We start from the raw sequence: 26,739 nt of genomic DNA, 5'->3' as shown, positions 1-26,739 counted from the left end.
CGTCGCCGAGCCGCTCGGGGCGGACCCGGTCAGCGTGGTGCGCCGAACCAGGCCCGCAGGTTCTGCGGGAGACCGCCACCGTTCGCCATCCAGGCGACATGGCCGTCGGGGCGTATCAGCAGCGCCTCATGGGGCAGCGCCTGGTCGCCGCGGGTCCGCACGACACGTAGGACGTGCTTCCAGCCCTGTGCCTCCGCCTCGTACCGTGCGTAGGCTTCGCCGGACAGCAGCAGGAGCGGGCGGCCCTCGCGCAGCAGACCGACGATGTCCTTCGGGGGTTGGCCTCGATCGCGGCCTGCGGCGCCGTCTCCGCGACCCTGCACAGCCGGACGTCCGCCCCGGCCTTCTGCGCGGCCGTGGCCGCGGCGTCGGCCAGCTGGGGTGGACGTTGCCGGTGGACGAGTAGTAGATGACGGCGACATTGGTCATGGCCGTTGAGCTCCCTGTCGGTGGTGGGCGGACCGCACGGGCTGTCGGGCCCGGAGTGCGGGAGGCGGCCCGCACTCCCACGCGGGGTCATGGACCAGCCGCCCCCGATCCTCCGGCGGGCACGACCGCGCCGATGCCGCAGACGTGCACGGCGACGGCTGGCTGATGCATCCGAGGCCGCTCGCCGAGCAGCGCAAGGTCACCATGGCCTGGCGGCAGGCGCTGGAGCAGAGCGGCGGCGGCGCGAAGCCGTCTCCCAGTCGCTCTACGTCGATCTCGTGGAACAGCCCGGCACCCGCCCGTCGGCGATTCATCTCGGCTATCGCACCCCACGGCGGTTCCTACTCGATCACCTGGCGGGGCTGCGCGACATCGGAGTCCACCACGTCGTCCTCAACCTCAAGTGCGGGCGCAGGCCGGTCGAAGGCGTGCTGCACGAACTCGGCGAGTACGTGGTGCCTCACTTCCCGGCATCCACCGCACAGTTGACCTCCGCATAGGGCGGTGGGTCGCGGAGCCGCCCGGGCCGTGAGTCCGGCCTACATGTTCCACGTGAAACATCGCCGTGGGGCAGGAGACCCTCAAGTCTCCCGCCCCACGGCGATGTTGACGTTCCGGACCAGGACTCAGCGGCGGTCGTCGCGCTTCGCCGCCTGCTCATCGGCCTCCTTGGCCCGGACTTCGGGGTCCAGGTCGGACTGAGGGCTGCCGTCGACCGAGGCCAGGCGATCGCTCGCCGATACCTCCGTCGCGGCGGGCGGCTCGACCAGCCAGTCGGGGTTGGCCTGCTTGTCCCACCACTTCCAGGCGGCAAAGGCACCGCCCGCCAGAATCCCCAGAAGGGCCAGCCCCTTGGCGAGACGGCCGACCTTCGCCCGCCGCTCATGCCGACGGGCCAGCTTCTGGATCTCCTGCGGCGAGACCTGACCGCGCAGCGCGGCGATCGCCGCCGCGCCGCGTGACGCGGCCTCGTCCCGAACGGGCTGGGCCGCGGCCACCGCCTGCTCGATCCTCGGCCTGGAGTACTCGGCGGCCTGACGAGCCGCCTGACGGGTACGGACGGCGGCCTGGTCGACCTTCGGCGGCACATGCGTACGTGCCTGTTCAAGGCGTGGCGCGAGATGGGCGTCGTACTGGACGCGGGCCTGTTCGGCGGCCTGCGACACCTTGGGTGCGAGCCGAACGCGTGCCTCGTTCGCGTAGTGCGAGGCCCTGTCCTTGGCCGTGTCGGCGTAAGGCGCCACCACTTCCGCGGCGTGCAGCACGCTGTCCTTCGCCGAGCCGGTCGCGGCGCGCACGCTGTCGATGCGGGTCACGGGTTTTCCTCCTCCTCGGTGGCGTACGTCGGGGGTCCGAGTGCCCCCAATGACACACAGTTCACCTTTCCACCCTTAGCGGGATCATGCCCGCCCGAGAGGACCGACCGGGGCATGTGAGGGCGGGCATCCGGGTCATGGGCGCTGACTCCGGTGAGCTCAGAGCGAGAGCCGGTCAGGTGTCGATCACATGCAATAGCGGATGAATACGGGGCAACGGGAGCTTGTCGTCGACAATGCCACGGATCGCCGCGCCGCGCCCCTGTCCCGGGGCGACTCGACCGGAATTCTGCAAGCGCGACACCCGGATATTCGCCCAGAGGTGGTGGCCGGGCGACGTGCGGTCCGGTCCGTGCAAGGATCGGGGGGTCAAAAGAAGGCAACGGAAGGCAGATCGTGGCTGAGCAGCTTTACGCCACCCTGAAGACCAACCAAGGCGACATCGAAGTCCGGCTCCTGCCGAACCACGCGCCCAAGACGGTCCGGAACTTCGTCGAGCTCGCCAAGGGCGAGCGTGAGTGGGTCAACCCGGAGACGGGTGCGAAGTCCACGGACAAGCTCTACGACGGCACGGTCTTCCACCGGGTGATCAGCGGATTCATGATCCAGGGCGGCGACCCCCTGGGCAACGGCACCGGCGGTCCCGGCTACCAGTTCGAGGACGAGTTCCACCCGGACCTCGCCTTCGACAAGCCGTACCTGCTGGCCATGGCCAACGCCGGCCCGGGCACCAACGGCTCGCAGTTCTTCATCACCGTCTCCCCGACGGCCTGGCTGACCCGCAAGCACACCATCTTCGGCGAGGTCACGAACCCGGCCAGCCAGAAGGTCGTGGACGCCATCGCGGGCACCCAGACCAACCCGCGCACCGACCGCCCGGTCAATGACGTCGTCATCGAGTCGGTCGTCGTCGAGACCCGCGAGGGCTGAGCTCCCAAGACCCGCAAGGTCCTGAGGGCTCCCGCAGGGAACCAAACGCCCCGTTCATCCGTAAGGATGGGCGGGGCGGTGCATTTGCGTACGACCGATTGAGGGGACCCCATGGACCAGGCGCCAGGCAGCCCGCAGGGCCCGCGTGACCAGGGACCGCAGGACGCCCAGAGCCTGCCCACCTGCTACCGGCACCCGGACCGCGAGACCGGCATCCGCTGCACCCGCTGCGAGCGCCCGATCTGCCCCGAGTGCATGGTCAGCGCCTCCGTCGGCTTCCAGTGCCCCGACTGCGTACGCGGCGGCTCCGGCACCGGTCACGCCCCCGCGGCCAACCAGCCCCGCACCCTCGCGGGCGGCACGATCGCCGCGGACCCCCGGCTCGTCACCAAGATCCTTATCGGGATCAACCTCGCGGTCTTCCTGGTCCAGCTGTCGGTCGGCGACACCTTCACCGACCGCTTCGACCTCGTCGGCCGGGCGACCTTCACGCCCTTCGGCCCGCTGGAAGGCGTCGCGGAAGGCCAGTGGTACCGGCTGCTGACGGCGATGTTCCTGCACGGCAGCTACATCCACATCATGTTCAACATGCTCAGCCTGTGGTGGATCGGCGGTCCCCTGGAGGCGGCCCTCGGCCGCGCCCGCTATCTCGCCCTCTACTTCGTCTCGGGCCTCGCGGGCAGCGCGCTCAGCTACCTCCTCGCTGCCCCGAACCAGCCGTCGCTCGGCGCCTCCGGTGCCATCTTCGGCCTCTTCGGCGCCACCGCCGTCCTCATGCGCCGGCTCAACTACGACATGCGCCCGGTCATCGCCCTGCTGGTGATCAACCTCATCTTCACCTTCAGCCCCGGATTCAACATCGCCTGGCAGGCCCACATCGGCGGCCTCGTCGCCGGTGTCGTCGTCGGTTACGCCATGGTCCACGCGCCGCGCGAGCGGCGGGCCCTGATCCAGTACGGGGTGTGTGCCCTGGTCCTGGCCGCGGTGGTCGTCACGACGCTGGTCAGGACCGCTCAGCTCACCTGAGGACGCCCTCGGCTCACCTGAGGAACCGATGTTGTCCACAGATCGTGGTGGATCTTGTGCACACTGTGCGGGAACAGCTGTGCCCCCCGTCACTGACCCGAGTTTTCCCAGGTCAAGCGGGGGGCGAACAAGCTTCCGGATGCCGGTAGGTCAGTCACACCGGCGTCAACCCCAGATGGGTTATCCACAGATCGTCTTTCTTTTCCACCTGTGGAAAACCGCTGTGGATAACTCAGTGGATAGCCGTGGGCAGAGCTACTTCCACTGTGTGGAGACGCCGAATCCCGCAGCGATGAAGCCGAAGCCGACCACGATGTTCCAGTTGTCGAGCGCGTCGATCGGCAGGGAACCGTCCGTCACATAGAAGACGACGATCCAGGCGAGACCGATGAGGAACATGGCCAGCATGACCGGTGCGACCCAGCCGCGGCTGGTCAGCTTGATGTTGGTCGCCTGCTTCGCCGGGGGCGGCGTGTAGTCGGCCTTCTTGCGGATACGTGACTTCGGCACGAGGGTCTCTCCTGTCGATGCGCTGCGTGGCCGCGCAGGGAACTGGGGCGGGCTCCGGGGCAGCGTACAAGGGGACACTGAGTGCTCCCCCGGGCGTCCGTTAGCGTAGTGCTTCCGCGGCGCCGAAGGAGATAAGGGTACGTTGAGCAATTCTGCCGACTCCCCCGGGACGGGTTCCAGTCCTGCCGGTACGCGCCGTTTCCGGCCCGTACGCGTCCTCACCGCAGCCGTCTTCGCTCTCGCCGGCCTCATTTTCTTCACCAGTTTCAATACGGCCAAGGGCACCAATATCCGCACGGATACGTCCTTGCTGAAGCTTTCCGACCTGATCCAGGAGCGCAGCCACAAGAACGCGTCGCTGGACGAGTCCAACGGCACCCTGCGGGACGAGGTCGACACCCTCGCCGGACGGGAGAACGGCAGCACGAAGGCCGAGGACGCCAAGCTGGCCGCGCTGGAGAAGAACGCGGGCACCCAGAAGCTCAAGGGCGAGGCCGTCACGGTCACGCTCAACGACGCCCCGCCGAACGCCACGGCCAAGCTGCCCGGCTACCCCGAGCCGCAGCCCGACTACCTGGTCATTCACCAGCAGGATCTTCAGGCGGTCGTGAACGCCCTCTGGCAGGGCGGCGCCCAGGGCATCGAGGTGATGGACCAGCGGCTGATCTCCACGAGCGCGGTGCGCTGTGTCGGCAACACCCTGATCCTCCAGGGCCGGGTCTACTCACCCCCGTACAAGATCACCGCTGTCGGTGACCCGCAGAAGCTCCAGAACGCGCTCGCCGCGTCCAAGGCGATCCAGAACTACATGGTGTACGTCAACGTCTACGGGCTCGGCTGGAAAGTCGACGAGGACGGGACGGTGACTCTTCCCGGTTACTCGGGCACAGTGGATCTCCACTACGCGAAGCCTGTGGAGTAGCTGCCGCTGGGGGACCTTGTGTCGGTGCGAGTGGTCGTCAGGACGATCAGTGAACTGTGCATCACCGTCGGCACCCTGATCGTGCTCTTCGTGGTCTACGTGCTGTTCTGGACCGGTGTGAAGGCCGACAGCGCGATGAACCACCAGATCGACCAGCTCCAGGAGCAGTGGTCGAAGGGCGCGGTCGGATCCGGGTCGGCCGGATCAGGGTCGGGCGGGTCCGGGTCGGGCGGGTCCGGGTCGACCGGGTCCGGGTCGAAGGCCCCGACCACCGCCCCCGTCACGGAAAGCCCCAAGTCACCCGGGCCCTACGCCTACGGCAAGCCCTTCGCGATCATGTACATCCCCCGGCTTGGTTTCACGTGGAACAAGCCCGTGCTCGAAGGCACCGCCACGGACGTCCTCAAGAAGGGGCTGGCCCATTACCGGGGCACGGCCCAGCTCGGGCAGACGGGGAACTTCGCCGTCGCGGGCCACCGGCGCACGTACGGCGACCCTCTCAAGGACTTTCCCAAGCTGCGCCGGGGTGACGCGGTGGTGCTGACCGACGGGACGACCTGGTTCACGTATCGGATCGACAAAGGCCCCTACAAAACGCTGCCCACGGACATCGCGGTGATCGATCCTGTGCCACGCGCGTCCGGATACACGCGTCCGGGCCGCTATCTCACACTGACCACGTGCGACCCGGAGTGGGGGCACAGTCATCGGCTGATCGTCTGGGCACACCTTGATTCCACGCAGCCTGTGGAGGCTGGGAAACCGGAGGCCCTGCGCCGTTAGTCTGGTGCGGTACGGCGACGGAAGGGACGGCATGTACGGCTGGATCTGGCGGCATCTGCCGGGGAACGTCTGGGTGAGGGCGCTGATCTCACTCGTACTGGTCCTCGCGGTGGTCTACGTGCTCTTCCAGTACGTCTTCCCTTGGGCCGAACCACTGCTTCCTTTCAACGATGTGACGGTGGACAACCAGTGAGCGCGCGGATTCTCGTCGTCGACAACTACGACAGCTTCGTCTTCAACCTGGTCCAGTACCTCTATCAGTTGGGCGCCGAGTGCGAGGTGCTGCGCAACGACGAGGTGTCGACGGCGCATGCCCAGGACGGCTTCGACGGGGTGCTGCTCTCGCCGGGCCCCGGCGCCCCCGAGCAGGCGGGCGTCTGTATCGAGATGGTCCGGCACTGCGCCACGACCGGCGTCCCCGTCTTCGGCGTCTGCCTCGGCATGCAGTCGATGCAGGTGGCGTACGGCGGTGTCGTGGACCGTGCGCCCGAGCTGCTGCACGGCAAGACCTCGCTCGTCGAGCACGAGGGCAAGGGGGTCTTTGCGGGCCTGCCGTCGCCCTTCACCGCGACCCGCTACCACTCGCTGGCGGCCGAGCCGGAGACCGTCCCGGCCGAGCTGGAGGTCACGGCCCGTACGCACGACGGGATCATCATGGGCCTCAGGCACCGTGAACTGCCCGTCGAGGGCGTGCAGTTCCACCCCGAGTCGGTGCTGACCGAGCACGGGCACCGGATGCTCGCCAACTGGCTGGTGGAGTGCGGCGATCAGGGGGCCGTGGCGAGGTCGGCGGGGCTCGCCCCGGTGGTGGGCAGGGCCACGGCGTGACCGCGCTGCGCCCCGAGCGCGACAGCTCCTCCTACGGCGGCGAGGCCGCGTACGGGGGCGCCGACGCGTTCGAGGGCGCCGACGCCTTCGAGGCGGCGGTCGAACAGCTCGCCGACCCGCTGACGGATCCCCTGCCGGGGCAGCGGCGATCGGGGCAGCAGGAGGAGTGGTACGACCCGGAGGGGTACGCCCGCGGCTGGTCCCCGGAGCCCGGGCCAGGGCGGCCGGCGCAGCCGTCGTACGAAGGGACGCACGCCCCGCCGCATTCCCCGCCGTACTCTGCGCCGCATTCCCCGCCGTACGAGGAGCGGGCGGCCGAGCATCCGGCGCACGAGGAACCGGGGGCCGTCCCCTACACGGCCCCCGTCGCCGCTCCCTACGAGGAACCGGTCGTCGTGCCCCTGCCGTTGGACGACGAGACGGTGGCGCTGCGGATCCCGGACCCGCCGCGCGGAGCCGAGAGCACGACGAGTGCCGCGGAGGGCGAGCCCATACCCGCGCCCGGAGGCCGTGCGGCCCGGCGCAAGGCGGCCAGGCGCCACGGGAGGCGCGGAAGCGCTCAGGAGCCCCAGGAGGCCCAGGAGTCGGCGGAGAAGCCCGCTGAGGCCCCTCTGAGCCGTCTGGAGGCGCGGCGGGCGGCACGGGCGCGGAAGCCCGGCGCGGCCGTCATTGCGAGCCGGGTGATCGGCGAGGTGTTCATCACCACCGGCGTCCTGATGCTGCTGTTCGTGACCTACCAGCTGTGGTGGTCGAACATCCGGGCGCACCAGCAGGCGGGCAGCGCCGCGCACCACCTCCAGCAGGACTGGGCGAGCGGCAAGCGGAGCCCGGGGACGTTCGAGCCGGGGCAGGGGTTCGCCATCCTGCACATTCCGAAGCTGGACGTGGTCACGCCGATCGCCGAGGGCGTCAGCAAGCCGAAGGTGCTCGACAAGGGCATGGTCGGCCACTACGAGCAGACGGCCATGCCGGACGCCAAGACGGGCAACTTCGCGCTCGCGGGGCATCGCAACACCCATGGGGAGCCGTTCCGGTACATCAACCGGCTCAAGCCGGGCGACGAGATCGTGGTCGAGACGCAGGATGACTACTACGTCTACAAGATGACGTCGATCCTGCCGGTGACGCCGCCGAGCAACACGAGTGTGATCGGTGCGATACCCAAGGGGTCGGGTTTCACGACCACGGGCCGCTACATCACACTGACCACCTGCACGCCGGAATTCACCAGCAAGTACCGGATGATCGTCTGGGGCAAGATGGTCGAGGACCGGCCACGCAGCAAGGGCAAGCCGGACGCGCTCATCGGCTGAGCGCACGTGAGACAACCTGAGACAGACCAGACGGGGCAGATGCACAGTGGCAGCGAGGACCGACCACGACGAGCGCGCCGAATCCGAACCCGAATCCGCAGCTGACACCGCCGACGCAGCCGCCGACGCGCCCGCACCGCGACGCCGCGGCTCCGGCCGGATCGCGATGGCGGTCAGCGTCTTCGGTGAACTCCTCATCACCGCGGGTCTGGTGCTCGGCCTGTTCGTCGTCTACTCCCTGTGGTGGACGAACGTCGTCGCGGACCGCGTGGCGCACAAGCAGGGCGACAAGGTCCGCGACAACTGGGCGGCGTCGGACAAGGGCGGTCCGGGCGCCCTGGACACCAAGGACGGCATCGGCTTCCTGCACGTCCCGGCGATGAAGAACGGCGAGGTGCTGGTCGAGAAGGGCACCTCGACCAAGGTCCTCAACGACGGTGTCGCCGGCTACTACACGGACCCCGTCAAGGCGTCCCTGCCGATGACCGGCAAGAACGGCAACTTCACCCTCGCCGCCCACCGTGACGGCCACGGCGCCAAGTTCCACAACATCGACAAGCTCAAAATGGGCGACCCGATCGTCTTCGAGACCAAGGACAAGTGGTACGTCTACAAGGTCTACGACATCCTCCCGGAGACCTCGAAGTACAACGTCAAGGTCCTCCAGACCGTCCCCAAGCAGTCCGGCAAGAAGAAGCCCGGGCACTACATCACCCTGACGACCTGCACTCCCGTCTACACGTCGCGCTACCGCTACGTCGTCTGGGGCGAACTGGCGCGCGTCGACAAGGTGGACAGCGACCGCACTCCGCCGAAGGAACTGGGCTAAACCGAAGGAACTGCGCTGACGCGAGGCAACGGCGCTGACGCGAAGAGACTTCGCATGAGCGAGTGAACAACACTGTGCCCCGCCCGGAACCACTCCCGGGCAGGGCACAGTGTTGTTCAACCGGTGCTTCAGCCGATGCCTCAGCCGGTGGCGCCTCCGAAGATGTTGCCGCCGTTGTTACCGCCGTTGTTGCCGTTGGCGCTCACGGTGGTGAGGGTGATCGTCGTGGAGGCCGGGTCCGCCTGTGTTCCCTGCTGCGGGTCCTGGGCCATGACGATCGCGTTGTCGCTCTGGTCGCTGCCGTTCGCGAACGTGATGTTGGTGAAGCCGCTCTGCTTAAGCGTCTCCCTCGCCTGCTTCACGGTCTGGGTGACCACGTTCGGCACGGCGGTCTGGGTCTTGGCCTTGCCGATCTGGATCGACACCGTGGAACCGGGGTCGGCCTGCGCGTTGGCCTGCGGGGAGGTCTGGATGACCTTGCCGACCAGGTTGGCGTCGTCGGTCTCCACCTCGGTGCACGTGCCGACGAGGGTGTTGGCCGTCATCTGCGCCGTGGCCTCGTCACAGGTCTTGCCGGTGACGTCGGGGACGACGGACTGCTTCTTCTCGACGGCGACGGTCAGGGTGATGGTCGTGCCCTTTTCCTTTTCCGTGTCGCCCCCAGGATCCTGGGCGATGACAACGCCCGCGGTCTGGTCGGACTCCTTGGTCTCTTTCTCGACCACGAAGCCCTTTTCCTCGAGCTCGGACTTCGCCTTGTCGAAGGTGAGGCCCTTGACGTCGGGGACCGTGACCTTCGGCGCCCCTGTGGACACCACCAGATTGATCGTGTCGCCCTTGTTGACCTGGGTGCGCGCGGCCGGGTCCTGCTCGCACACGTTGCCCGTCTTCTGGTCCTCGCAGGCCTTCTTGGTAATCGACCCCACCTTGAGGTCACTGTTGATGACCATCTTTTTGGCGTCGCTCAGGGACTGGCCGACGAAGTTCGGAGCGGCGAAGGGCTTGTCGGTCGCGCCGCCGCCGAAGGCCCACTTGCCGATCAGGATCGCGCCGACGAGGACCAGGACGGCCGCCACGACCAGCAGGATCGTCGAGGTGTTCGACTTCTTCTGGCGGCGGCGGTCGGGGCGGTCGTCGTAGCCGTAGCCGCCGTCGTCCGGGTTCATCGGGGGGAGCATGGACGTGGCCTGCGCGTCCGTGGAGCGCAGGGCCGTCGTCGGCTGGTCGTCCGGGTAGCCGCCGTAGCCGACCGAGCCCATGGCGGCCGTGGCCGCGACGGGCTGGCCGTCGAGGCAGGCCTCGATGTCGGCGCGCATCTCGTCGGCGGACTGGTAGCGGTAGTCCGGGTCCTTGACCAGGGCCTTCAGCACGATCGCGTCCATCTCGGGCGTGATCTCGGGGTCGAAGACCGACGGGGGCTGGGCTTCCTCACGTACGTGCTGGTACGCCACCGCCACCGGGGAGTCCCCGATGAAGGGCGGGCGGACCGTCAGCAGCTCGTACAGCAGGCAGCCGGTCGAGTAGAGGTCCGAGCGGGCGTCGACCTGCTCACCCTTCGCCTGCTCCGGCGAGAGGTACTGGGCCGTGCCGATGACCGCCGCCGTCTGCGTCATCGTCATGCCGACGTCGCCCATCGCGCGGGCGATGCCGAAGTCCATGACCTTGACCTGGCCGTTGCGCGTCAGCATGACGTTGGCCGGTTTGATGTCGCGGTGGACGATGCCGGCGCGGTGGGAGTACTCCAGTGCCTGGAGGATCCCGATGGTCATCTCCAGGGTGCGCTCGGGCAGCAGTTTGCGCCCGGAGTGCAGCAGCTCTCGCAGCGTGGACCCGTCGACGTACTCCATCACGATGTACGGGATGGAGGTCCCGTCGATGTAGTCCTCACCCGTGTCGTACACGGCGACGATCGCGGGATGGTTGAGCGAGGCGGCCGACTGGGCCTCCCGGCGGAACCGGGCCTGGAACGACGGATCACGTGCGAGGTCCGCTCGCAGCGTCTTCACCGCCACGGTGCGGCCGAGCCGGGTGTCATGCGCGAGATAGACCTCGGCCATGCCACCACGGCCGAGCACCTGGCCCAGCTCGTACCGGCCGCCGAGGCGACGCGGCTCTTCCATAGCTACCTACCAGCCCTCTCCGTCGGTCCCGACCGCACGCATGTGTGGTCCGGCGGTGTGCCGTCCGGGCATACCGTACCCGGCTCGGCTTCTGTGACCTGGCCAAGCCCGTCACCCGATACAGGACCGGTATCGCAACGTGCACCGATGTGAAGGGAACGTGACGGGGGTCACTTCTTGCTGTCGATGACTGCCTTCATCACGTCCCTTGCGATGGGGGCGGCGAGACCACCGCCGGTGATGTCGCCACGGTTGGCGGCGCCGTCCTCGACCACCACGGCGACGGCGACCGGGGAGCTGCCGTCGCTGAGCTTGGCGTACGAGATGAACCAGGCGTACGGCTTCTCGCTGTTGGCGACGCCGTGCTGGGCGGTACCGGTCTTGCCGCCGACGGTGACGCCGCTCTCGTTGATCTGCGCGTTGGTGCCCGTGCCCTCCTTGACGACCGTCTCCATCATGTCCTGAAGGATCTGGGCGTTGTCCGAGGAGAGCGGCTGGCTCATCTTCTCGGGCTCGGTCTGCGAGATCACGTCCAGGTTCGGCGCCTGCAGCTTGTCGACCATGTACGGCTTCATCAGGGTGCCGTCATTGGCGACCGCGGAGGCGACCATGGCCATCTGCAGCGGGGTCGCGGCGGTTTCGAACTGGCCGATCGAGCTGAGCGCGGTCTGCGGCTGGTCCATCTTGTCGGGGAAGACGGAGGCGTTGGAGCGCACCGGCGTGAACTGCTCGGAGTTGAAGCCGAACTTCTCGGCCTCCGTCAGCATCTTGTCCTTGCCGAGGTCGGCGCCGATCTTGCCGAAGACGGTGTTGCAGGAGTAGCGGAGTGCCACGCGCATCGTGGCGTTCTCGCAGGGGATGTTCCCCTCGTTCTTCAGCTCGGTCCGGGTGGTCGGCAGGGTGTACGGCAGCGGCGACTTGGTCTTCTCGTCCGCGGAGGTGTACAGCCCGTTCTCGAGGGCCGCTGCCGCGGTGACCACCTTGAAGGTGGAGCCCGGCGGGTACGTCTCGCGCAGCGCCCGGTTGAGCATCGGCTCGTCGGGGTCGTTCTTCTTCTGGAGCTTCGTCCACGCCCCGCCGTCGACGGTCGTCGAGTTCCCGGCGAACGTCGAGGGGTCGTACGACGGCGTGGAGGCGAGCGCGAGGATCGCGCCGGTCTGCGGGTCGATCGCGGCGACGGCGCCCTTCTTGTCGCCCAGGCCTTCGAAGGCCGCCTTCTGCGCGGCGCTGCTGAGGGTGGTGACGACGTTGCCGCCCTGCTTCTTCTTGCCCGTGATCATGTCCAGGGTGTTGCGGAAGAAGAGCCGGTCGTCGTTGCCGGTGAGGATGCCGTCGTCGATGCTCTCCAGCTGGGAGGCGCCGAAGGCCTGGGAGGCGTATCCGGTGACGGGCGCCCACATCGCGCCGTCCTTGTACGTGCGCTTGTACAGGAAGTCGTTGTAGCTGTCGCTGGAGGTCTTCTTGGACCCGGTGATCGGGTCTCCGTCGACGATGATGTCGCCGCGCGGTGTGGCGTAGCGGGCGATGGCGACGCGGCGGTTCTTCGGGTCGGACTTCAGGGTGTCCGCCTGGACGTACTGGAGCCAGTTGTCGCGGATGAGCAGGGCGAGGACGAGGAGCCCGCAGAAGATTGCGATCCGGCGCAGGGGCTTGTTCACGGGCGGACCACCTGGGTCATCTCGGCGTCGGGGTTCGGGGCGGGGGCGGGCGCCGGGCGGCGCGCGGTGTCGCTGATTCTGATCAGGATGGCGATCAGCGCCCAGTTGGCGATGACCGAGGAACCGCCGGACGCGAGGAACGGCATGGTCATACCGGTCAGCGGGATCAGGCCCATGACGCCGCCGGCGACGACGAAGACCTGGAGGGCGAAGGCACCGGAGAGGCCCACGGCGAGGAGCTTGCCGAAGGGGTCGCGGGCCGCGAGGGCCGTACGGATGCCGCGCTCGACGATCAGGCCGTAGAGGACCAGGATCGCCATGACTCCGGCGAGGCCCAGCTCCTCGCCGAAGGTGGCGAGGATGAAGTCGGAGTTGGCGGCGAACCGGATGAGCTCGGAGTGGCCCTGGCCGAGACCGGTGCCGAGGGTGCCGCCGGAGCCGAAGGCCCACAGAGCCTGCATGGCCTGCTCGGAGTGGATGACACCGTCGTGGGTCCCGGCCTGGCTGAGCGTGTACTCGCGCATCGGGTCGAGCCAGGCCTGGACACGCGTCTGGATGTGCGGTTCGAAGGTGGCCACGCCGACGGCGCCGGCCGCGGACATCAGCAGACCGAAGACGATCCAGCTGGTCCGCTCGGTGGCGACGTACAGCATGATCACGAACATGCCGAAGAACAGCAGCGACGTACCGAGGTCGGTCTCGAAGACCAGGATCAGGATGGAGATGAACCAGACGACCAGGATCGGACCGAGGTCGCGCCCGCGCGGCAGGTACAGGCCCATCACGCGGCGGCTGGCGAGGGCGAGCGCGTCGCGCTTGACCATCAGGTAGCCGGCGAAGAAGACCGCGAGGACGATCTTCGCGAACTCACCGGGCTGGATGGAGAATCCGGCGACCGAGATCCAGATCTTGGCACCGTAGATGTTGGCGCCCAGACCCGGCACGAGGGGCAGCAGCAGCAGCACCAGGGCCGCGACCATCGAGATGTAGGTGTAGCGCTGCAGGACGCGGTGGTCCTTGAGGAAGACCAGCACGACAACGAACAGGGCGATGCCCAGCGCCGTGTACAGCAGCTGGCGGGGCGCGGCGCCTCCGGCCTGCTGGATCGACTGGAGCAGCTTCGACTGGTCGAGCCGCCAGATCACCACGAGCCCCAGGCCGTTGAGCAGCGTCGCCAGTGGCAGCAGTAGCGGGTCGGCGTACGGCGCGAACTTCCGTACGCCGAGGTGGCCGACGCCTGCGAGCAGGCCGAGGCCGAGGCCGTAGCTCAGCAGGCCGGACGGCACCTTGTCGTTGATGGCCAGGCCCACGTTGGCGTACGCGAAGACCGGGATGACGACGGCGAACACCAACAGCGCCAACTCGGTGTTGCGGCGGCTCGGTGTGCCGATCGAGCCGATGGTCGACGTGTTGTGCGTCGGCGTGTTCGTACTACTGCTCATGGTGTGACAGGGCCCCTCACGGCTTCTTACTGCTTACCGCACAGCGAGACCAGCTTCTGCTCTTCGTCGGAGAGGCTGGGGCCGGGTGTGGGAGTGGGTGCGGTCGTGGACTTGGAGGAGGACGGCGACGAGGTCGACGGGGTCGGCGTCGGCGACGACGTGGCCTTGGACGTCAGGGAGGTCTTTGTGGTTCCCGTGGTCCCACCGGCCTCGCCTTCACCGGTCTTCGCGTTGTTCGCGCTCTCGGCGGCGGTGCGCTGGGCTTCCTTCTTGCACGCGGAGGCCTGCACGGCGAGCTCGTCGATCTTCGACTGGGCGTCGCCGAGCCCGCCTTCGGTGATGGTCGCCTTGACCTGCTTCTGCTGGTACGGCGGCAGGTACTTGAGTTCGATCTCGGGGTGGTCCTTCTCCACCTTCGAGAGCGAGACCCAGGCCAGGTCCTGGCTGATGCCCCGGTACAGCGCGACGTGCTCGCCCTTGCTGCCGACGTAGTACTGCGTCTGCGTCCAGCGGTAGCCGCCGTACAGGCCGCCGCCGATGACGGCGAGCGCGAGCACGATGTAGAGGGATCTCTTCAGCCATTTGCGTCCGGCGCGCGGCTTGATGAAGTCCTCGTCGGAGTAGCCGCCGAAGCCGCCCGTGGGCACGTAACCGGTGGTGTCGCCGCTGCCGGGCGGGCCGAATTCGCCACCGCCCTGTCCGGGGACCGGGCGGCCGAGGCTGGAGGCGCGGCCGGCGGGCGTCTGCATCGCGCCGTTGTCGTGCAGCTGGTGCTGGTTCTCGGCGACGGCGCCCACCACGACCGGGGTGTCGGAGAGCTGCCCGGCGAGGGTGTCTCCGCCGTCGATGTCGAGGACGTCGGCCACGATGACCGTGATGTTGTCCGGGCCGCCGCCGCGCAGCGCGAGCTCGATCAGCTGCTGCACGGTCTCCTGCGGGCCCTGGTAGCTGGCGAGGGTGTCCTCCATCGTCTGATGGGAGACGACCCCGGACAGTCCGTCGGAGCAGATCAAGTACCGGTCGCCGGCGCGGACTTCGCGGATGGAGAGGTCGGGCTCGACATGTTCGCCACTGCCCAGAGCGCGCATGAGGAGGGACCTCTGCGGGTGGGTGGTGGCTTCCTCTTCTGTGATGCGTCCCTCGTCGACGAGGCGCTGCACCCAGGTGTGGTCCTGCGTGATCTGCGTCAGTACGCCGTCACGCAGCAGGTAGGCGCGGGAGTCACCGACGTGGACGAGGCCGAGGCGCTGGCCCGTCCACAGCAGGGCGGTGAGCGTGGTGCCCATGCCCTCCAGCTGGGGATCCTCCTCGACCATCATCCTGAGCTGGTCGTTGGCACGCTGCACGGCGGTGCCGAGCGAGGTGAGGATGTCGGAGCCGGGCACGTCGTCGTCGAGCGCGACGATCGTGGAGATCACTTCGGAGGAGGCGACCTCACCGGCGGCCTGGCCGCCCATCCCGTCGGCGATCGCGAGCAGCCGCGGACCGGCGTAGCCGGAGTCCTCGTTGCCCTCGCGGATCATGCCTTTGTGCGATCCGGCGGCGAAGCGCAGTGACAGACTCATGCGCACCTCGCCCGTCGGCTCCGGGTACATCCGCACGGTGCCCACCCTCCGGTCGGGAGCGCGCCGGGGTCCGTCGTGTGGACCGCCACTGCGTGCTCGCTCCGCTCGCTCATTGTCGTACTACTTCCGCAGCTCGATGACGGTCTTGCCGATGCGGATCGGCGCGCCCAGCGGAATGGGCGTGGGAGTCGTCAGCCGGCTCCGGTCGAGATACGTGCCGTTGGTGGAGCCGAGGTCCTCGACGATCCACTGGCCGTCCCGGTCCGGGTAGATCCTGGCATGCCTGCTGGACGCGTAGTCGTCGTCCAGCACGATGGTGCTGTCGTGCGCGCGGCCCAGGGTGATGGTCTGCCCCTGCAGCGCCACCGTCGTACCCGTGAGGGTGCCTTCGGAGACGACCAGCTTGGTGGGGGCGCCGCGGCGCTGACGGCCGCCGCCGCCCGGCGGCGCCTGCTGGCGTTGCGGCGGGGGCGCGGCCTGGCGCGCCGCCTGCTGCGGCCTGGCGGCGTCCCGTCGCGAGCCGCGCTGGGTGACGCGCGTTCCGAACAGGTCGCTGCGGATGACCTGCACGGCCACGATCACGAACAGCCACAGTACGGCCAGGAAACCCAGCCGCATGACCGTGAGGGTCAGCTCTGACATTGCCCCCGCTTCACCCTTCGGCTTGCCGGTAAATGATGGTGGTGCTGCCCACGACGATCCGCGAGCCGTCGCGGAGCGTAGCGCGGGTGGTGTGCTGCCCGTCCACCACGATGCCGTTGGTGGACCCGAGATCCTGGATCGTCGAGGGCGTTCCGGTCCGGATCTCGCAGTGCCGGCGGGATACGCCGGGGTCGTCGATCCGCACGTCGGCTTCCGTGCTGCGGCCCAGCACCAGCGTCGGGCGGGAGATCTGATGGCGGGTGCCGTTGATCTCGATCCAGTGCCGCATACGGGCGCCCGGCTGCGGAGCCGCGGGCGCGCCGGGCCGCTGGCTCATGGGCGCGGGGCCGGGACGTGCGCCGGGCGGCGGCGCGGACGGCATGGGGGGAGCGGCCGCCGGCGGGTAGCCGTAGCCACCCGGGGCGCCCTGGCCGTGCGGGGCCGCCGGTGCGGGGCCCGCGGGGGCGCGCTCGGGAGCCTGCTGGTTGCTGGAGGAGGCGAGCGTACGGCTGCGCACCCGGTACAGACCGGTGTCGAGGTCGTCCGCCTTCTCCAGGTGGACCTTGATGGTGCCCATGAAGGTGTAGCGCTGCTGCTTCGCGTAGTCGCGCACCATGCCGGCGAGCTCGTCGCCGAGCTGGCCCGAGTAGGGGCTCAGGCGCTCGAAGTCCGGCGCGCTGAGCTCCACGATGAAGTCATTGGGTACGACGGTCCGGTCGCGGTTCCAGATGGTGGCGTTGTTGTCGCACTCGCGCTGGAGTGCGCCGGCAATCTCCACGGGCTGGACCTCGGACTTGAACACCTTGGCGAAGGTGCCGTTGACCAGACCTTCGAGACGCTGCTCGAACTTCTTCAGGACTCCCATGGGGCACCTCCTCCTTCGTGACCGTCCTGGTACTGCTTACTGATCGTATCCACGCGTCGGGAAATCGGCTGGTTCCCCCTGTCGGCCCGGTCGACGGGTTGTCGACGGCTTCCGAAGTCCCCTCCGAAGTTCCCTCTGGGGCACCTTTTCGAACTCCTGGCGGTACTGCTCCTGCCAAGGATCGTAGAGGCGGCCCACGACCAGTGTCCCGCACCTGACTGTGCGGCCCGTCCGGCTCCTGGGGAGATGGGCAGGACCGGTACGAGGTTGATACGTGAACCGGTTCTGGTTGATACGTGCGGCGGCGCAGGGGCTGGTGGGCGTGGGAAAGGGATGTGATTCCGCCCCTCGCACCGTGCTAATCTTCTGCATGTCGCCAGGCGCTCGCACCACTCGGTGGGAGACGGACGACACACTCAATGCGCGAGTGGCGGAATGGCAGACGCGCTGGATTCAGGTTCCAGTGCCCGCAAGGGCGTGGGGGTTCAACTCCCCCCTCGCGCACCAGCTGGAAGCCCCGCAGGTCTTTGACCTGCGGGGCTTTCGCGTTGTTCGGGACACGGTGTCCCGGCCGTCCCGGCCGTGGTGTCCCAGCCGGATCCGGCCGTGGTGTCGCCGTCGTGGTCCCGGTAGTTCTGGTGAGGACAATCACAGTGGTGAATGTCGCTCTCCTCGACGGTTCGCCGGCCGTCTCCCGGGTGGGGGAGACGGCCCGGGGAGGACGCCCTTATCGGGTGAGGGCGCCGTCGAGGATCGTGCGGCAGACCGCCTGGAGTTCTGCCTTCAGGTCGATCCGTGCGTCGGGCTGGGCCCACCGGTAGAGCGTCCCGAGATACACGTCGCGCAGGACGTAGCCGACGATGCGGGTGTCGACGGTGTCGGGGACCTCGCCTCTCTTCCGGCCCGCTTCGATGAACTCGGTGAACATCTGGCTGACGTACGGCTGCTCGTAGAGCGGGAAGCCCGCCTTGACCCAGGCCGCGAGCAGGGCCCGTGTCTGGTCGCTGTCGCGCAGGCTGATCTCCGCGAGGAGGCCCATGCAGTGCAGCAGGGTGCGCCGGGTGCTCTCGCCGCCCTCGGAGCCGGGGGTGAGTCCCTCGGCGGCGAGGCCGCCGCGCAGTTGTTCGCGGCGCTTCTCCCCCCAGGCCGCGATGAGGTCTTCCTTGCGCTGGAAGTGGTTGAAGAAGGTGCCGCGCGCCACGTCCGCGGCTTCGGTGATCTCGTCGACGGTGGTCTGGTCGTATCCCTGGCGGGTGAACAGTTCCAACGCCGCGTCGTAGATGCGGTTCTTCACTCTCAGCTTGTTGCGTTCGCGCCGCCCCTGGGAGGGGGGTGCCGGGGTGGTCTGTGTGTCGCCCATGTGTAACTCCTGTCGCCCACGATGCCGTTCCTGCCGGTTCCTGAACCCTGGTGGCATCGCGTTCGACGTCGTTGGGGATGGAGGCGGAGCCCGGGGCCATCCTCGGTGGGGAAAAGGCAGACCGATAGTGCAGGCACTCATACACGTGTATCACGATCTATGAATGAGTGATAGTTCATCTTTGGTGGCCGTCGGGGGCCGGACGGGCAGCTGCGGAGCAATCCGTTCCGACCGGCCCCCGCAGGTCAGCTGCTTGCGGACGCGTCGGCGAGGGACGCGGCAAGTGTCTTCAAATTGTCCTTCCCCAGGAGACGGGACAGCGGTATGTCACGGTCCAGCTCTCCGCGGACGCGTCCGCGGAGCTGCGCCGCCGAGAGGGAGTCGAGTCCGTAGTCGCCCAGCCGTCTGCGTACGTCGAGGCGGGCGGCGTCCATGCCGAGCAGGTCGGCGACGATCTCCAGGAACCTCGGGCCGAGGTCGCCGTTCTCTCCGGCCGTCGTGGACTTTTGTACGGGGGCGGCTTCAGGTGCCGGGGACGGTGCCGACTTCGCCGCCCTGCCGCCCGGCGCCCGCAACTTCGCCAGATTCGTCTTCGTCGGCCACGGCGGCGGCGCCCCGCCGCACGTCAACCGCGCGGCCGCCGAGGAAGTGGTGGGCGCCCTGCGCGCCTACGCCGCCCGGCATCCGGGCGACCCCGGCCTGACCGAGCTGGTCGACGAACTCACTCGCCGCAGCGGCCACTTCGGACGCCTCTGGTCCAGTCAGGCGGTACGCAGACGGCCGTACGGCACCAGGACACTGCGCCACCCCAGGAGCGGGACGGTCAGGGTCTGCCTCGAAACGCTGGTCCCGGCCGACGACCCCGACCAGATGCTGCTCACGTACACGCCTGTGGACGAAGGGTTCGTGTGGCCGGTCGAGTTCGCGCGGTCCGGGGATCCCCGCCCGGTCCCGGAAGACGACGACGGCGTGGACCCGCACATCGTGCGCGGCGTCGACTGAACGGGCCCCTCATCCACTGAACAGGCCCCTCATCCACCTGGAATCCACCCGGAGCGCCCGCGGAGGTACCACCCCATGCACGTGACCGAGCGCCTCGGTTCCCACATCAAGCGTGCCGAACAGGCCCTCGGCGCGGCCAAGTCCGCCGCGCCGAAGCCGGCCGGGCTGACCGTGCCGCAGTACGCGGCGCTGCTGTGCCTCTCGGACAGTCCCGGCATCTCGGCCGCCGCGCTGGCGCGGGCCTGCGGCGTGACCGCGCCGACGATGAACACGGTTCTGAAGAACCTTCAGGAGCGCGGTCTCATCGAGCGGACGCCTCATGAGTGGCACAAGAACGTGCTGGAGACGCGTTTCACGGAGCGGGGCGCCGCCGTCATGGCCGACGCGGACGGGCGGGCCGTGCGCGTCGAGCGGGCGCTGGCGGGGGAGTTCACCGAGGAGGAAGCGGCCCAGCTGAAGAACCTGCTGGGCCGCTGTGTGGCTCTCCTCAGTGAGGGAGGGCTGGGTTAGTTACCGGGCTCAGTGGGCCTGCTGGGCCTAGTAGTCCTGCCGGCTTACTGGGCTTACTGGGCTTGATAGGCCTGCTGGGTTTACTGGGTTTACTGGGCTTACGCGGCGTCGGAGGCGAGGCGCTCGGCGAGTTCCTTGGCCTTGGTGGCCGCTTCGTCGAGGGCCTTGGTGCGGGAGGCCTCGAAGAGGGGAACCAGCTCGGCCATCGCCGGGTTGTGCGGCGCCATCGTGAGCTCGGGGACGATGAAGTCGAGGTCCAGGACGAGGGCGTCGCGCAGGATGGCCGTCAGGTAGTTCTGCACGTACTCGTAGGGCTCACGCGGGGTGCCCGGCGCGTAGGAGCCGCCGCGGCTGGCGACGACGGTGACCGGGGTGCCCTTGACCTTCGACTCCTCGTTCATGGCGGTGCGGCCCATGAGGACCACGTTGTCCAGCCACGCCTTGAGGGTCGAGGGGATCGCGTAGTTGTACATCGGCGCGCCGATCAGGATCGCGTCCGCCGCCTCCAGCTCCTCGATGAGCTTCACGCGCTCGGCGAAGGCGGCGGCCTGCTCGGGAGTGTGCGTGTCCGGGGCGGCGAAACCGGCGAGGTGGGCGTCGGCGCTGATGTGCGGCACCGGGTTCGCGGCGAGGTCGCGGTAGATCACCGTGCCCTCCGGGTGCTGCTCCTCCCAGGCCTTGCGGAAGGCGTCCGTCACCGCGCGGGAAGCGGAGGCGGAGCCCGGGAACACGGACGAGTCGATGTGGAGAAGGGTGGCCATCGGGGCTCTCCAGGTGAGCGGGGTGGGGGAACCCGAGCCCGGGGTGGGCTGTGGGCTTCTTTTTCATACTCGACTAGAGATAACACAGCTACTTACTTTTTTTCATCCCCTTCCCTGGATCCAGTACCCTGGACCCATGGCAGAACGGGGAAGCCACGAAGCGGGGCCGTGTCAGAAGGTCGACGACGGCATGACCCGCGTCTTCCAGCTGCTCGGAAAGCGCTGGACGGGCCTGATCGTGGCCGTGCTGCTGGAACACCCCGTCCACTTCGCCGAGCTGCGCCGAGCGATCCCCGGCATCAGCGAACGGATGCTCTCGGACCGGCTCACCGAACTCGGCGCGGCGGGACTGGTCGTGCGCGAGGTGGACGAAGGTCCCCCGCTGCGGGTCTCGTACGGCCTCACGGAGGCGGGCGCCGCGCTGGAACCCGCACTCAAGGAGCTCGGGTCCTGGGCGGAGAGGTACCTGCCGGAGCGCGGCCCGTGTCCCGGGCAAGGCGAGGGATGAACTCCGGCATCAGGTCCGGCATCAGGTCCGGCATGAGGTCCGGGACGAACTCCGACACGAACTCCGGGGCGAAGTAGCCCGGTTCTGTGGCCGTGACTGTGACTGTGACTCTGGAGTTATCCACAGGGTCTGACGCGTCTCGACGACCGGCTGTACGGTCATCACGAGTTGATGTTCGTGCGCGGGGGAGGCGGTCGGAGTGACCGAGCTCGGTACAGCGGTTCCGGAGCAACAGACGCCCAGGACTTTCGGGGTACGAGGATTCGCGGCATGGCCCGCTCAGGGCTCGCCGAAGGAAGAGGGCAAGGCCCTGCGCGCGAGCGTGCCGCGCACCGCGCACACCGAGCTGATGGCGGACACCGGCCGGCCGGACGCCGTGACCGCGGTGCAGGAGTCCAACCTCGGCCGGATCCCGGAGCTCACCCCGATCCGGGTCGGCAGGATGGCGGCCACGCCCTTCGCCTTCCTGCGTGGTTCGGCGGGCCTCATGGCGTACGACCTCGCGCGCACCCCCGTGACCGGCGTCAGCGCCCAGATATGCGGTGACGCGCACGCGGCGAACTTCGGCCTGTACGGGGACGTGCGCGGCGGCCTCGTCATCGATCTGAACGACTTCGACGAGACGGTGCACGGCCCCTGGGAGTGGGACCTCAAGCGGCTCGCCACCTCACTCGTCCTTGCGGGCCGGGAGGCCGGGGCGGACGAGGACACATGCCGGGACGCCGCGCACGACACGGTGGGCGCCTACCGCCGCACCATGCGCCTGCTGGCCAAGCTGCCGGCGCTGGACGCGTGGAACGCGATCGCGGACGAGGAACTGGTCTCGCACACCGACGCCCACGACCTCCTCGGCACCCTGGAGCGGGTCTCCGAGAAGGCGCGGGCCAACACCAGCGGGCGGTTCGCGGCGAAGTCGACGGAGGCGGTGGAGGGCGGCGGGCGCCGGTTCGTGGACGCGCCGCCGGTACTGCGCCGCATACCCGACGCGGAGGCGGCGGCGGTCGCGGCGTCGCTGGAGGACTACCTGACGACGCTGTCCGAGGACCGCCTCCCCCTCCTCGCCCGGTACGCGGTGCACGACGTCGCCTTCCGCGTCGTCGGCACCGGCAGCGTGGGCACCCGCTCGTACGTCGTCCTGCTTCTGGACCACCGCGGCGAGCCCCTCGTCCTCCAGGTGAAGGAGGCCCGCGCCTCGGCGCTGCTCCCGCACCTGGCGACGGCCGGCCATGCGATACCCGACGTGCCGCACGAGGGCCGCCGCGTGGTCCTCGGCCAGAAGCGCATGCAGGTCGTCAGCGACATCCTGCTGGGCTGGACCTCGGTCGACGGACGCCCCTTCCAGGTACGCCAGTTCCGCAACCGCAAGGGCAGTGTCGACCCCGCCGCCCTCGCCGCCGACCAGATCGACGACTACGCCCGCATGACCGGTGCCCTCCTGGCCCGCGCCCACGCCCACAGCGCCGACCCGCGCCTCATCGCCGGGTACTGCGGCAAGAGCGAGGAACTGGACGAGTCCGTCGCCTCGTTCGCCGTGACGTACGCGGACCGCACCGAGGCGGACCATGCGGAGCTGGTGGGGGCCGTGCGGGAGGGACGGGTGGCTGCGGAGCTCGGAGTGTGAGGGGAGGGGACGGGGGTTCAGCTGCGGGAACGCTGGGGCGGGCAGCCGTTGTGGGCGAGATGGGTTCTCGCGGTGTACTTGATCGGCTTCCTCGAAGGCGCCTGCGCTCACTTTCTTGACCTGGTCCACGGCGGGATCCACGCCTACGCGTCGTTCCCGCAGGTTTCCATCCGGGCGTTCTTCATCAGCTTGGCGGTCCTTGATCCGCTGGTCGTCGTGCTGGTGGCGCTCGTGCGACGCCAAGGGGTCTGGCTGGCGAGCGGTGTGATGGTGCTGGACGTCTCCGCGAACTGGATCGGTAACTGGAAGTGGCTGGAGAACGATCCTGCGGCGCTGCTGCGTCCTGTCGGGCTGCTGCCCATCACCCTCTTCGGCCTGTTCGTCGTCGCGTCACTGGTCCCCTTGCACCGCACTACCGCCATGACGCAGAGGAAGTCCCCAGCACCGAAATTCGCTTGATCCACCCCTTTACCGTGCGGGTATGACGCCCTCACTCCGCCTGGAGAAGATCACCCCCAGCAACGTCGACGCCGCGACAGGTCTGAAGGTCCGCCCGAACCAGGAGCATTTGGTCGCGCCGGTCGTGAAGTCGTTGGCCGAGGCATACGTGTATCCCGGCATAGCCTGGCCCCGCCTCATCCTCGACGGGGACCGGACCGTCGGGTTCCTCATGGCCTTCTTCGACATCGACTGGACCGGGGACGGCAAGGGCAACGACCTCCGCTCCGGCCTGTGGCGCCTGAACATCGCGGCCGGAGAACAGGGCAGGGGATACGGCCGCTTCGCGGTCGAGTCCGTGGCCGCCGAAATCCGGCACCGGGGCGGCACGCGCCTCACGACCACCTGGCACCCGGGCGAGAGCGGCCCGGAGCGCTTCTACCTGGGGCTCGGGTTCCGGCCGACCGGAGAGAAGAGCGAGGACCAGACGGTAGGGGCGCTGGAGTTGCGCTAGATCGTGATGCACCGGCCAGGCCCTGCGTCGACGAGGGCGGCATCGGGGCGAGGAACGCGGCATCGGGGCCGGGAAGGCGGTATCTGGGCGGGGAAGGCCGCGGGTGGCACTGAACCGTGGCCTAGGCTGGACGGGTGACGACGCCGGAAGCCGAGCAGAGCCAGTCCGAGCCCACCGCTGAGGGGGCACGGGAGCAGTCCGGTGCCTTGGGGGGCGAAACGGACGAGTCCACCACGGCGGAGTCCTTGCAGGCGGCGCCCGAGAGTGACGCGTCCTCGCAGGTGGGCGCCGAGGGGGCGGCGCGGCCCGAGGAGCGGTTGGAGCGGGCCGTGCGGGCGGCCGAGCAGGCGTTGATCGAGTTCGAGATCGCCGTGGAGACCTTCCGCGTCGAGGTCGACAACTTCTCGCGCCTGCATCACCAGCGACTCGGCCCGATGTACTCCCGGCTCGACGAGCTGGACGCCGAGATCGCCGAGGCGCGGGCCGCTCGCACCGGTGACCCGGAGGACGTGCGCAAAGCGAACGAGGCGCGCGCCCGGGTCATGCCCATGCCGGGGGTCGAGGAGCTGTTCCACGGCTGGATGGATTCCGAGGGTCTGTTCCCGGAGGCCGTGGCGATGCTGACGGACCAGCCCGTACGGCCCCCGCAACGGGTGCGCCCCAGCGAGGAGGCCCGCAAGCTCTACCGCGACCTGGTCCGCAAGGCCCACCCCGACCTGGCGCAGGACGATGACGAGCGCAAGCGGCGCGACGATTTCATCGCCCGGGTCAACGCCGCCTACGGCCGGGGCGACGAGGCACTGCTGCTGGAGCTCTCCGAGGAGTGGGCCGCGGGTCCCGTGCCCGAGGAGTGGAAGCCGAGCCGCAGCGAGGAGCTCTACGCCCGCCTCGAATGGCTCGCCCAGCGCAAGGAAATGCTCACCTTCGTCGCCCGCGAACTGGAGGAGAGCGCCATTGGCGCGATGCTCAAGCTGGCCCCGGACGACCCCGACCGCCTCCTGGAGGAGATCGCCGAACAGCTGCTGGCCCAGGTCGGCGAGCGCGAGGCGGAGCTGGCGGAGCTGATCGGTGAGGCTTCCTGAGCTCCCTGAAGGGGGCCTGAGCTCCTCGAAGGGCGATCGGGTTGTCGGCGCGGTCAGGTAGCGTCGGAGGCATGAGTTTCGGAGCTGGTGTGCCCACGGTCGAGATCGGGGATCTCGCGGACGGAGATTTCCTGCTGGACGTCCGAGAGGACGACGAGTGGGAGGCAGGTCATGCCGAGGCGGCGCTTCACATCCCCATCAGTGAGTTCGTCGCCCGCTACGGAGAGTTGACCGAGGCGGCCCCGCAGGACGGCCGGGTCCACGTGATCTGCCGCTCGGGAGGCCGTTCCGCCCAGGTCACGATGTACCTGGTCCAGCAGGGCATCGACGCTGTGAACGTAGATGGCGGCATGCAGGTCTGGGCAGCCGCAGGCCGCCCGGTCGTGGACGACAAGGGCCAGCCGGGCTTCGTGCTGTAGGTCCCGGTGACCGGGGTGGCGCCGCGTGACCGTGACGTGGGCTCGGCGCCCCCCTCTCGCGCGGCGTTCATCCCAGCGGATGCGCCGCGAGCAGATCCCCCAGTGCCTCTTCGTGCGCGGCCGCCGGTCCGAGCGACAGTTCCAGCTGCTTGGCCCAGGCGTGGTATCGGTGCAGCGGATAGTCGGTGTCGGCGCCGAAGCCCCCGTGCAGATGCTGCGCGGTCTGCACGACCCGTCGTACCCCCTCCGACGCCCAGATCTTGGCGACGGCCACGTCCCCGGACGCCGGAAGCGCACCCCCCGCCCCCGTACTGATCCGCCACGCGGCCTGCCAGAGCGTCGCCTCCATCGCGCGCAGGTCTATGTAACGGTCGGCGGCCTGTACGGCGACCGCCTGGAACGTGGCGACCGGGAACCCGAACTGCTCCCGCTTGCTGGTGTACTCACTCGTCATCCCGAGCACGCCCTCCCCGAGCCCGAGCGCCAGCGCACATGTCCCGGTGGCCAGCAGCTCGCGCAGCCACTCCCACGCCCCCTCGGCGTCGATGACATCCCGGGCGGGGATCCGCGCGGACTCCAGGCGCAGCTCGCCGAGCCGCTCCCCGCTGGTGGAGATCTGTTCGGCGAGTACGACCCCCTCATGGACGCGGGGAACGAGAGCGAGGACGGCCCGGTCGGCATCCGTGTGCGCGGGTACGACGGTGAAGTCGGCGTTGTGCGCCCACGGAACCACCGTCTGCACCCCGTCCAGCACCCACACGTCACCGCCCTGACCGCCCTGACCGTCCTGCCGTGCGGTCACGGCGAGTTCGGCAGGGTCATGGCCGGTCCGGCCGTTGGCGGCGACGGTCAGTACGAGCTCGCCCCGGCCCGCCCGCGCGAGCAGCTCCGCCTTCAACTCCGCGCCGCCGTACGTCTGCACGGCCAGCGCCGCCGCACTGCTCTCCAGCAGCGGCACCCGCGCCAGTACCTTCGCCGACTCGCGCAGCACCAGGCACAGCGCGACGGCGTCAAGGCCCGCCCCGCCGTACTCCGGATCCAGCAGCAGGCTCAACAGGTCCGTGTCGGCGAGCTTCGCCCACAGCGCCCGGTCGAAGTCATCGGCGACGGCGCCCGCGGTGAGCGCGGGGCTGGGCACCCCGTCCGGCGCGACCCCGGCGAACACCGCCTTCGCCGCCTCGACCGCCGCCTGCTGCTCCTCGGTGAAGGTGAAGTCCACGGTCCTGTCCTCCCATGCGCCGGCCAACCGACCGGAGTCCGGCTCTCCGGATCTCCAGGTCTGACGGAGCGTCAAGATAGAACAGGTTCTACAAGAAGGGAACGGTGCGTCAGGAACGGTGAACGCG

Annotated in this window: 30 protein-coding genes, 1 tRNA gene and 1 pseudogene; 18 read left to right on the top strand and 14 right to left on the bottom strand. The window is 68.9% G+C overall.

The window, feature by feature from the left end; genetic code table 11:
- Positions 1–29: 29 nt before the first annotated feature.
- Positions 30–323 (bottom strand): aromatic-ring hydroxylase C-terminal domain-containing protein, encoded by a 294-nt coding sequence (locus ACZ4WS_RS13965; RefSeq protein WP_467980175.1) that lies wholly within the window; start codon positions 321–323, stop codon positions 30–32.
- Positions 275–429 (bottom strand): annotated as a pseudogene (locus tag ACZ4WS_RS13960) (NAD(P)H dehydrogenase); the annotation flags it as partial. The gene ACZ4WS_RS13965 and the pseudogene ACZ4WS_RS13960, both read right to left, overlap by 49 nt.
- A 278-nt stretch (positions 430–707) precedes the next feature.
- On the opposite strand from ACZ4WS_RS13960, the gene ACZ4WS_RS13955 reads away from it, so the two are divergent.
- The gene (locus ACZ4WS_RS13955) at positions 708–929 is read left to right on the top strand and encodes a hypothetical protein (protein ID WP_467980174.1); all 222 of its coding nucleotides are present in this window, start codon (positions 708–710) and stop codon (positions 927–929) included.
- A gap of 126 nt (positions 930–1,055) precedes the next feature.
- Here ACZ4WS_RS13955 and ACZ4WS_RS13950 read toward each other — a convergent pair whose 3' ends face one another.
- Complete coding sequence (locus ACZ4WS_RS13950) at positions 1,056–1,745, bottom strand: DUF5324 family protein (protein ID WP_467980172.1); 690 nt, start codon at positions 1,743–1,745, stop codon at positions 1,056–1,058.
- Between the two features lie 396 nt (positions 1,746–2,141).
- Between ACZ4WS_RS13950 and ACZ4WS_RS13945 the strand changes: the two genes are divergently transcribed.
- On the top strand, positions 2,142–2,675 hold the full coding sequence (locus ACZ4WS_RS13945; protein WP_467980170.1) for a peptidylprolyl isomerase: 534 nt from the start codon (positions 2,142–2,144) through the stop codon (positions 2,673–2,675).
- A gap of 111 nt (positions 2,676–2,786) precedes the next feature.
- Positions 2,787–3,701, top strand: coding sequence for a rhomboid family intramembrane serine protease (locus ACZ4WS_RS13940; protein WP_467980168.1), 915 nt, complete (start codon positions 2,787–2,789; stop codon positions 3,699–3,701).
- A 255-nt stretch (positions 3,702–3,956) separates the two neighbouring features.
- Here ACZ4WS_RS13940 and crgA read toward each other — a convergent pair whose 3' ends face one another.
- A complete protein-coding gene (gene crgA / locus ACZ4WS_RS13935; protein ID WP_189187114.1) occupies positions 3,957–4,211 on the bottom strand; it encodes a cell division protein CrgA in 255 nt (84 codons plus the stop codon).
- Between the two features lie 142 nt (positions 4,212–4,353).
- Here crgA and ACZ4WS_RS13930 point away from each other — a divergent pair, with 142 nt between their 5' ends.
- The 6 genes from ACZ4WS_RS13930 to ACZ4WS_RS13905 all read left to right on the top strand — a co-directional run bounded on the left by ACZ4WS_RS13930 (position 4,354) and on the right by ACZ4WS_RS13905 (position 8,886).
- Complete coding sequence (locus ACZ4WS_RS13930) at positions 4,354–5,133, top strand: DUF881 domain-containing protein (protein ID WP_467980167.1); 780 nt, start codon at positions 4,354–4,356, stop codon at positions 5,131–5,133.
- 24 nt (positions 5,134–5,157) lie between these two features.
- On the top strand, positions 5,158–5,916 hold the full coding sequence (locus tag ACZ4WS_RS13925) for a class E sortase (RefSeq protein ID WP_467980165.1): 759 nt from the start codon (positions 5,158–5,160) through the stop codon (positions 5,914–5,916).
- A gap of 31 nt (positions 5,917–5,947) precedes the next feature.
- Entirely contained in the window at positions 5,948–6,109 is a 162-nt protein-coding gene (locus ACZ4WS_RS13920) for a hypothetical protein (protein ID WP_046727640.1), read from the top strand.
- On the top strand, positions 6,106–6,744 hold the full coding sequence (locus tag ACZ4WS_RS13915) for an aminodeoxychorismate/anthranilate synthase component II (protein WP_467980164.1): 639 nt from the start codon (positions 6,106–6,108) through the stop codon (positions 6,742–6,744). Before ACZ4WS_RS13920 ends, ACZ4WS_RS13915 begins: the two co-directional genes overlap by 4 nt.
- Positions 6,741–8,057, top strand: a complete 1,317-nt coding sequence (locus ACZ4WS_RS13910; RefSeq protein ID WP_467980163.1) for a class E sortase — start codon at positions 6,741–6,743, stop codon at positions 8,055–8,057. The genes ACZ4WS_RS13915 and ACZ4WS_RS13910 overlap by 4 nt, the downstream gene beginning before the upstream one ends.
- 166 nt (positions 8,058–8,223) lie before the next feature.
- Positions 8,224–8,886, top strand: a complete 663-nt coding sequence (locus ACZ4WS_RS13905) for a class E sortase (RefSeq protein WP_467980533.1) — start codon at positions 8,224–8,226, stop codon at positions 8,884–8,886.
- A 140-nt stretch (positions 8,887–9,026) separates the two neighbouring features.
- On the opposite strand, the gene pknB is transcribed toward ACZ4WS_RS13905, so the two are convergent.
- From pknB to ACZ4WS_RS13875, 6 genes are all read right to left on the bottom strand, one after another.
- On the bottom strand, positions 9,027–11,006 hold the full coding sequence (pknB, locus tag ACZ4WS_RS13900; RefSeq protein ID WP_467980161.1) for a Stk1 family PASTA domain-containing Ser/Thr kinase: 1,980 nt from the start codon (positions 11,004–11,006) through the stop codon (positions 9,027–9,029).
- 170 nt (positions 11,007–11,176) lie between these two features.
- Positions 11,177–12,664 carry a peptidoglycan D,D-transpeptidase FtsI family protein gene (locus ACZ4WS_RS13895; RefSeq protein WP_467980159.1) on the bottom strand — a complete coding sequence of 496 codons (1,488 nt, stop codon included), beginning with the start codon at positions 12,662–12,664 and terminating at the stop codon, positions 11,177–11,179.
- Positions 12,661–14,106 (bottom strand): FtsW/RodA/SpoVE family cell cycle protein, encoded by a 1,446-nt coding sequence (locus tag ACZ4WS_RS13890; RefSeq protein ID WP_467980157.1) that lies wholly within the window; start codon positions 14,104–14,106, stop codon positions 12,661–12,663. Before ACZ4WS_RS13890 ends, ACZ4WS_RS13895 begins: the two co-directional genes overlap by 4 nt.
- A 26-nt stretch (positions 14,107–14,132) precedes the next feature.
- On the bottom strand, positions 14,133–15,701 hold the full coding sequence (locus ACZ4WS_RS13885; protein WP_467980531.1) for a Stp1/IreP family PP2C-type Ser/Thr phosphatase: 1,569 nt from the start codon (positions 15,699–15,701) through the stop codon (positions 14,133–14,135).
- Between the two features lie 90 nt (positions 15,702–15,791).
- A complete protein-coding gene (locus ACZ4WS_RS13880; RefSeq protein WP_467980155.1) occupies positions 15,792–16,313 on the bottom strand; it encodes an FHA domain-containing protein FhaB/FipA in 522 nt (173 codons plus the stop codon).
- Positions 16,314–16,323: 10 nt separating this feature from the next.
- The gene (locus ACZ4WS_RS13875) at positions 16,324–17,178 is read right to left on the bottom strand and encodes an FhaA domain-containing protein (protein WP_467980154.1); all 855 of its coding nucleotides are present in this window, start codon (positions 17,176–17,178) and stop codon (positions 16,324–16,326) included.
- 421 nt (positions 17,179–17,599) lie between these two features.
- On the opposite strand from ACZ4WS_RS13875, the gene ACZ4WS_RS13870 reads away from it, so the two are divergent.
- Positions 17,600–17,685 (top strand) — tRNA-Leu (locus tag ACZ4WS_RS13870).
- Positions 17,686–17,905: 220 nt separating this feature from the next.
- Here the strand turns inward: ACZ4WS_RS13870 and ACZ4WS_RS13865 are convergent.
- Together ACZ4WS_RS13865 and ACZ4WS_RS13860 are read right to left on the bottom strand one after the other, a co-directional pair.
- The gene (locus ACZ4WS_RS13865; RefSeq protein WP_467980152.1) at positions 17,906–18,538 is read right to left on the bottom strand and encodes a TetR/AcrR family transcriptional regulator; all 633 of its coding nucleotides are present in this window, start codon (positions 18,536–18,538) and stop codon (positions 17,906–17,908) included.
- A 245-nt stretch (positions 18,539–18,783) separates the two neighbouring features.
- Entirely contained in the window at positions 18,784–18,972 is a 189-nt protein-coding gene (locus ACZ4WS_RS13860) for an acyl carrier protein (protein WP_467980151.1), read from the bottom strand.
- On the opposite strand from ACZ4WS_RS13860, the gene ACZ4WS_RS13855 reads away from it, so the two are divergent.
- Together ACZ4WS_RS13855 and ACZ4WS_RS13850 are read left to right on the top strand one after the other, a co-directional pair.
- On the top strand, positions 18,971–19,540 hold the full coding sequence (locus ACZ4WS_RS13855; protein ID WP_467980149.1) for an MmyB family transcriptional regulator: 570 nt from the start codon (positions 18,971–18,973) through the stop codon (positions 19,538–19,540). The genes ACZ4WS_RS13860 and ACZ4WS_RS13855 overlap by 2 nt on opposite strands.
- A gap of 75 nt (positions 19,541–19,615) precedes the next feature.
- Entirely contained in the window at positions 19,616–20,050 is a 435-nt protein-coding gene (locus ACZ4WS_RS13850) for a MarR family winged helix-turn-helix transcriptional regulator (protein WP_467980147.1), read from the top strand.
- Positions 20,051–20,148: 98 nt separating this feature from the next.
- Here ACZ4WS_RS13850 and ACZ4WS_RS13845 read toward each other — a convergent pair whose 3' ends face one another.
- On the bottom strand, positions 20,149–20,811 hold the full coding sequence (locus ACZ4WS_RS13845; protein WP_467980145.1) for an FMN-dependent NADH-azoreductase: 663 nt from the start codon (positions 20,809–20,811) through the stop codon (positions 20,149–20,151).
- A 136-nt stretch (positions 20,812–20,947) separates the two neighbouring features.
- Between ACZ4WS_RS13845 and ACZ4WS_RS13840 the strand changes: the two genes are divergently transcribed.
- The 6 genes from ACZ4WS_RS13840 to ACZ4WS_RS13815 all read left to right on the top strand — a co-directional run bounded on the left by ACZ4WS_RS13840 (position 20,948) and on the right by ACZ4WS_RS13815 (position 25,393).
- The gene (locus tag ACZ4WS_RS13840; protein ID WP_467980144.1) at positions 20,948–21,319 is read left to right on the top strand and encodes a winged helix-turn-helix transcriptional regulator; all 372 of its coding nucleotides are present in this window, start codon (positions 20,948–20,950) and stop codon (positions 21,317–21,319) included.
- Between the two features lie 199 nt (positions 21,320–21,518).
- Positions 21,519–22,940 (top strand): DUF2252 domain-containing protein, encoded by a 1,422-nt coding sequence (locus tag ACZ4WS_RS13835; protein ID WP_467980142.1) that lies wholly within the window; start codon positions 21,519–21,521, stop codon positions 22,938–22,940.
- 72 nt (positions 22,941–23,012) lie between these two features.
- Positions 23,013–23,399: a hypothetical protein gene (locus ACZ4WS_RS13830; protein ID WP_467980140.1), complete on the top strand. Its 387-nt coding sequence runs from the start codon at positions 23,013–23,015 to the stop codon at positions 23,397–23,399.
- A gap of 22 nt (positions 23,400–23,421) precedes the next feature.
- Positions 23,422–23,892 carry a GNAT family N-acetyltransferase gene (locus ACZ4WS_RS13825; protein WP_467980138.1) on the top strand — a complete coding sequence of 157 codons (471 nt, stop codon included), beginning with the start codon at positions 23,422–23,424 and terminating at the stop codon, positions 23,890–23,892.
- Between the two features lie 134 nt (positions 23,893–24,026).
- The gene (locus ACZ4WS_RS13820) at positions 24,027–24,974 is read left to right on the top strand and encodes a hypothetical protein (protein ID WP_467980137.1); all 948 of its coding nucleotides are present in this window, start codon (positions 24,027–24,029) and stop codon (positions 24,972–24,974) included.
- Positions 24,975–25,063: 89 nt separating this feature from the next.
- On the top strand, positions 25,064–25,393 hold the full coding sequence (locus ACZ4WS_RS13815; RefSeq protein WP_467980529.1) for a rhodanese-like domain-containing protein: 330 nt from the start codon (positions 25,064–25,066) through the stop codon (positions 25,391–25,393).
- A gap of 67 nt (positions 25,394–25,460) precedes the next feature.
- Here the strand turns inward: ACZ4WS_RS13815 and ACZ4WS_RS13810 are convergent, their stop codons facing one another.
- A complete protein-coding gene (locus tag ACZ4WS_RS13810; RefSeq protein WP_467980135.1) occupies positions 25,461–26,612 on the bottom strand; it encodes an acyl-CoA dehydrogenase family protein in 1,152 nt (383 codons plus the stop codon).
- Between the last annotated feature and the right edge of the window lie 127 nt (positions 26,613–26,739).

It is taken from the genome of Streptomyces sp. NPDC029292 (assembly GCF_055569295.1).
The sequence above is the reverse complement of the archived record's forward strand: the minus strand, read 5'-3'. Positions and strand labels throughout refer to the sequence as shown.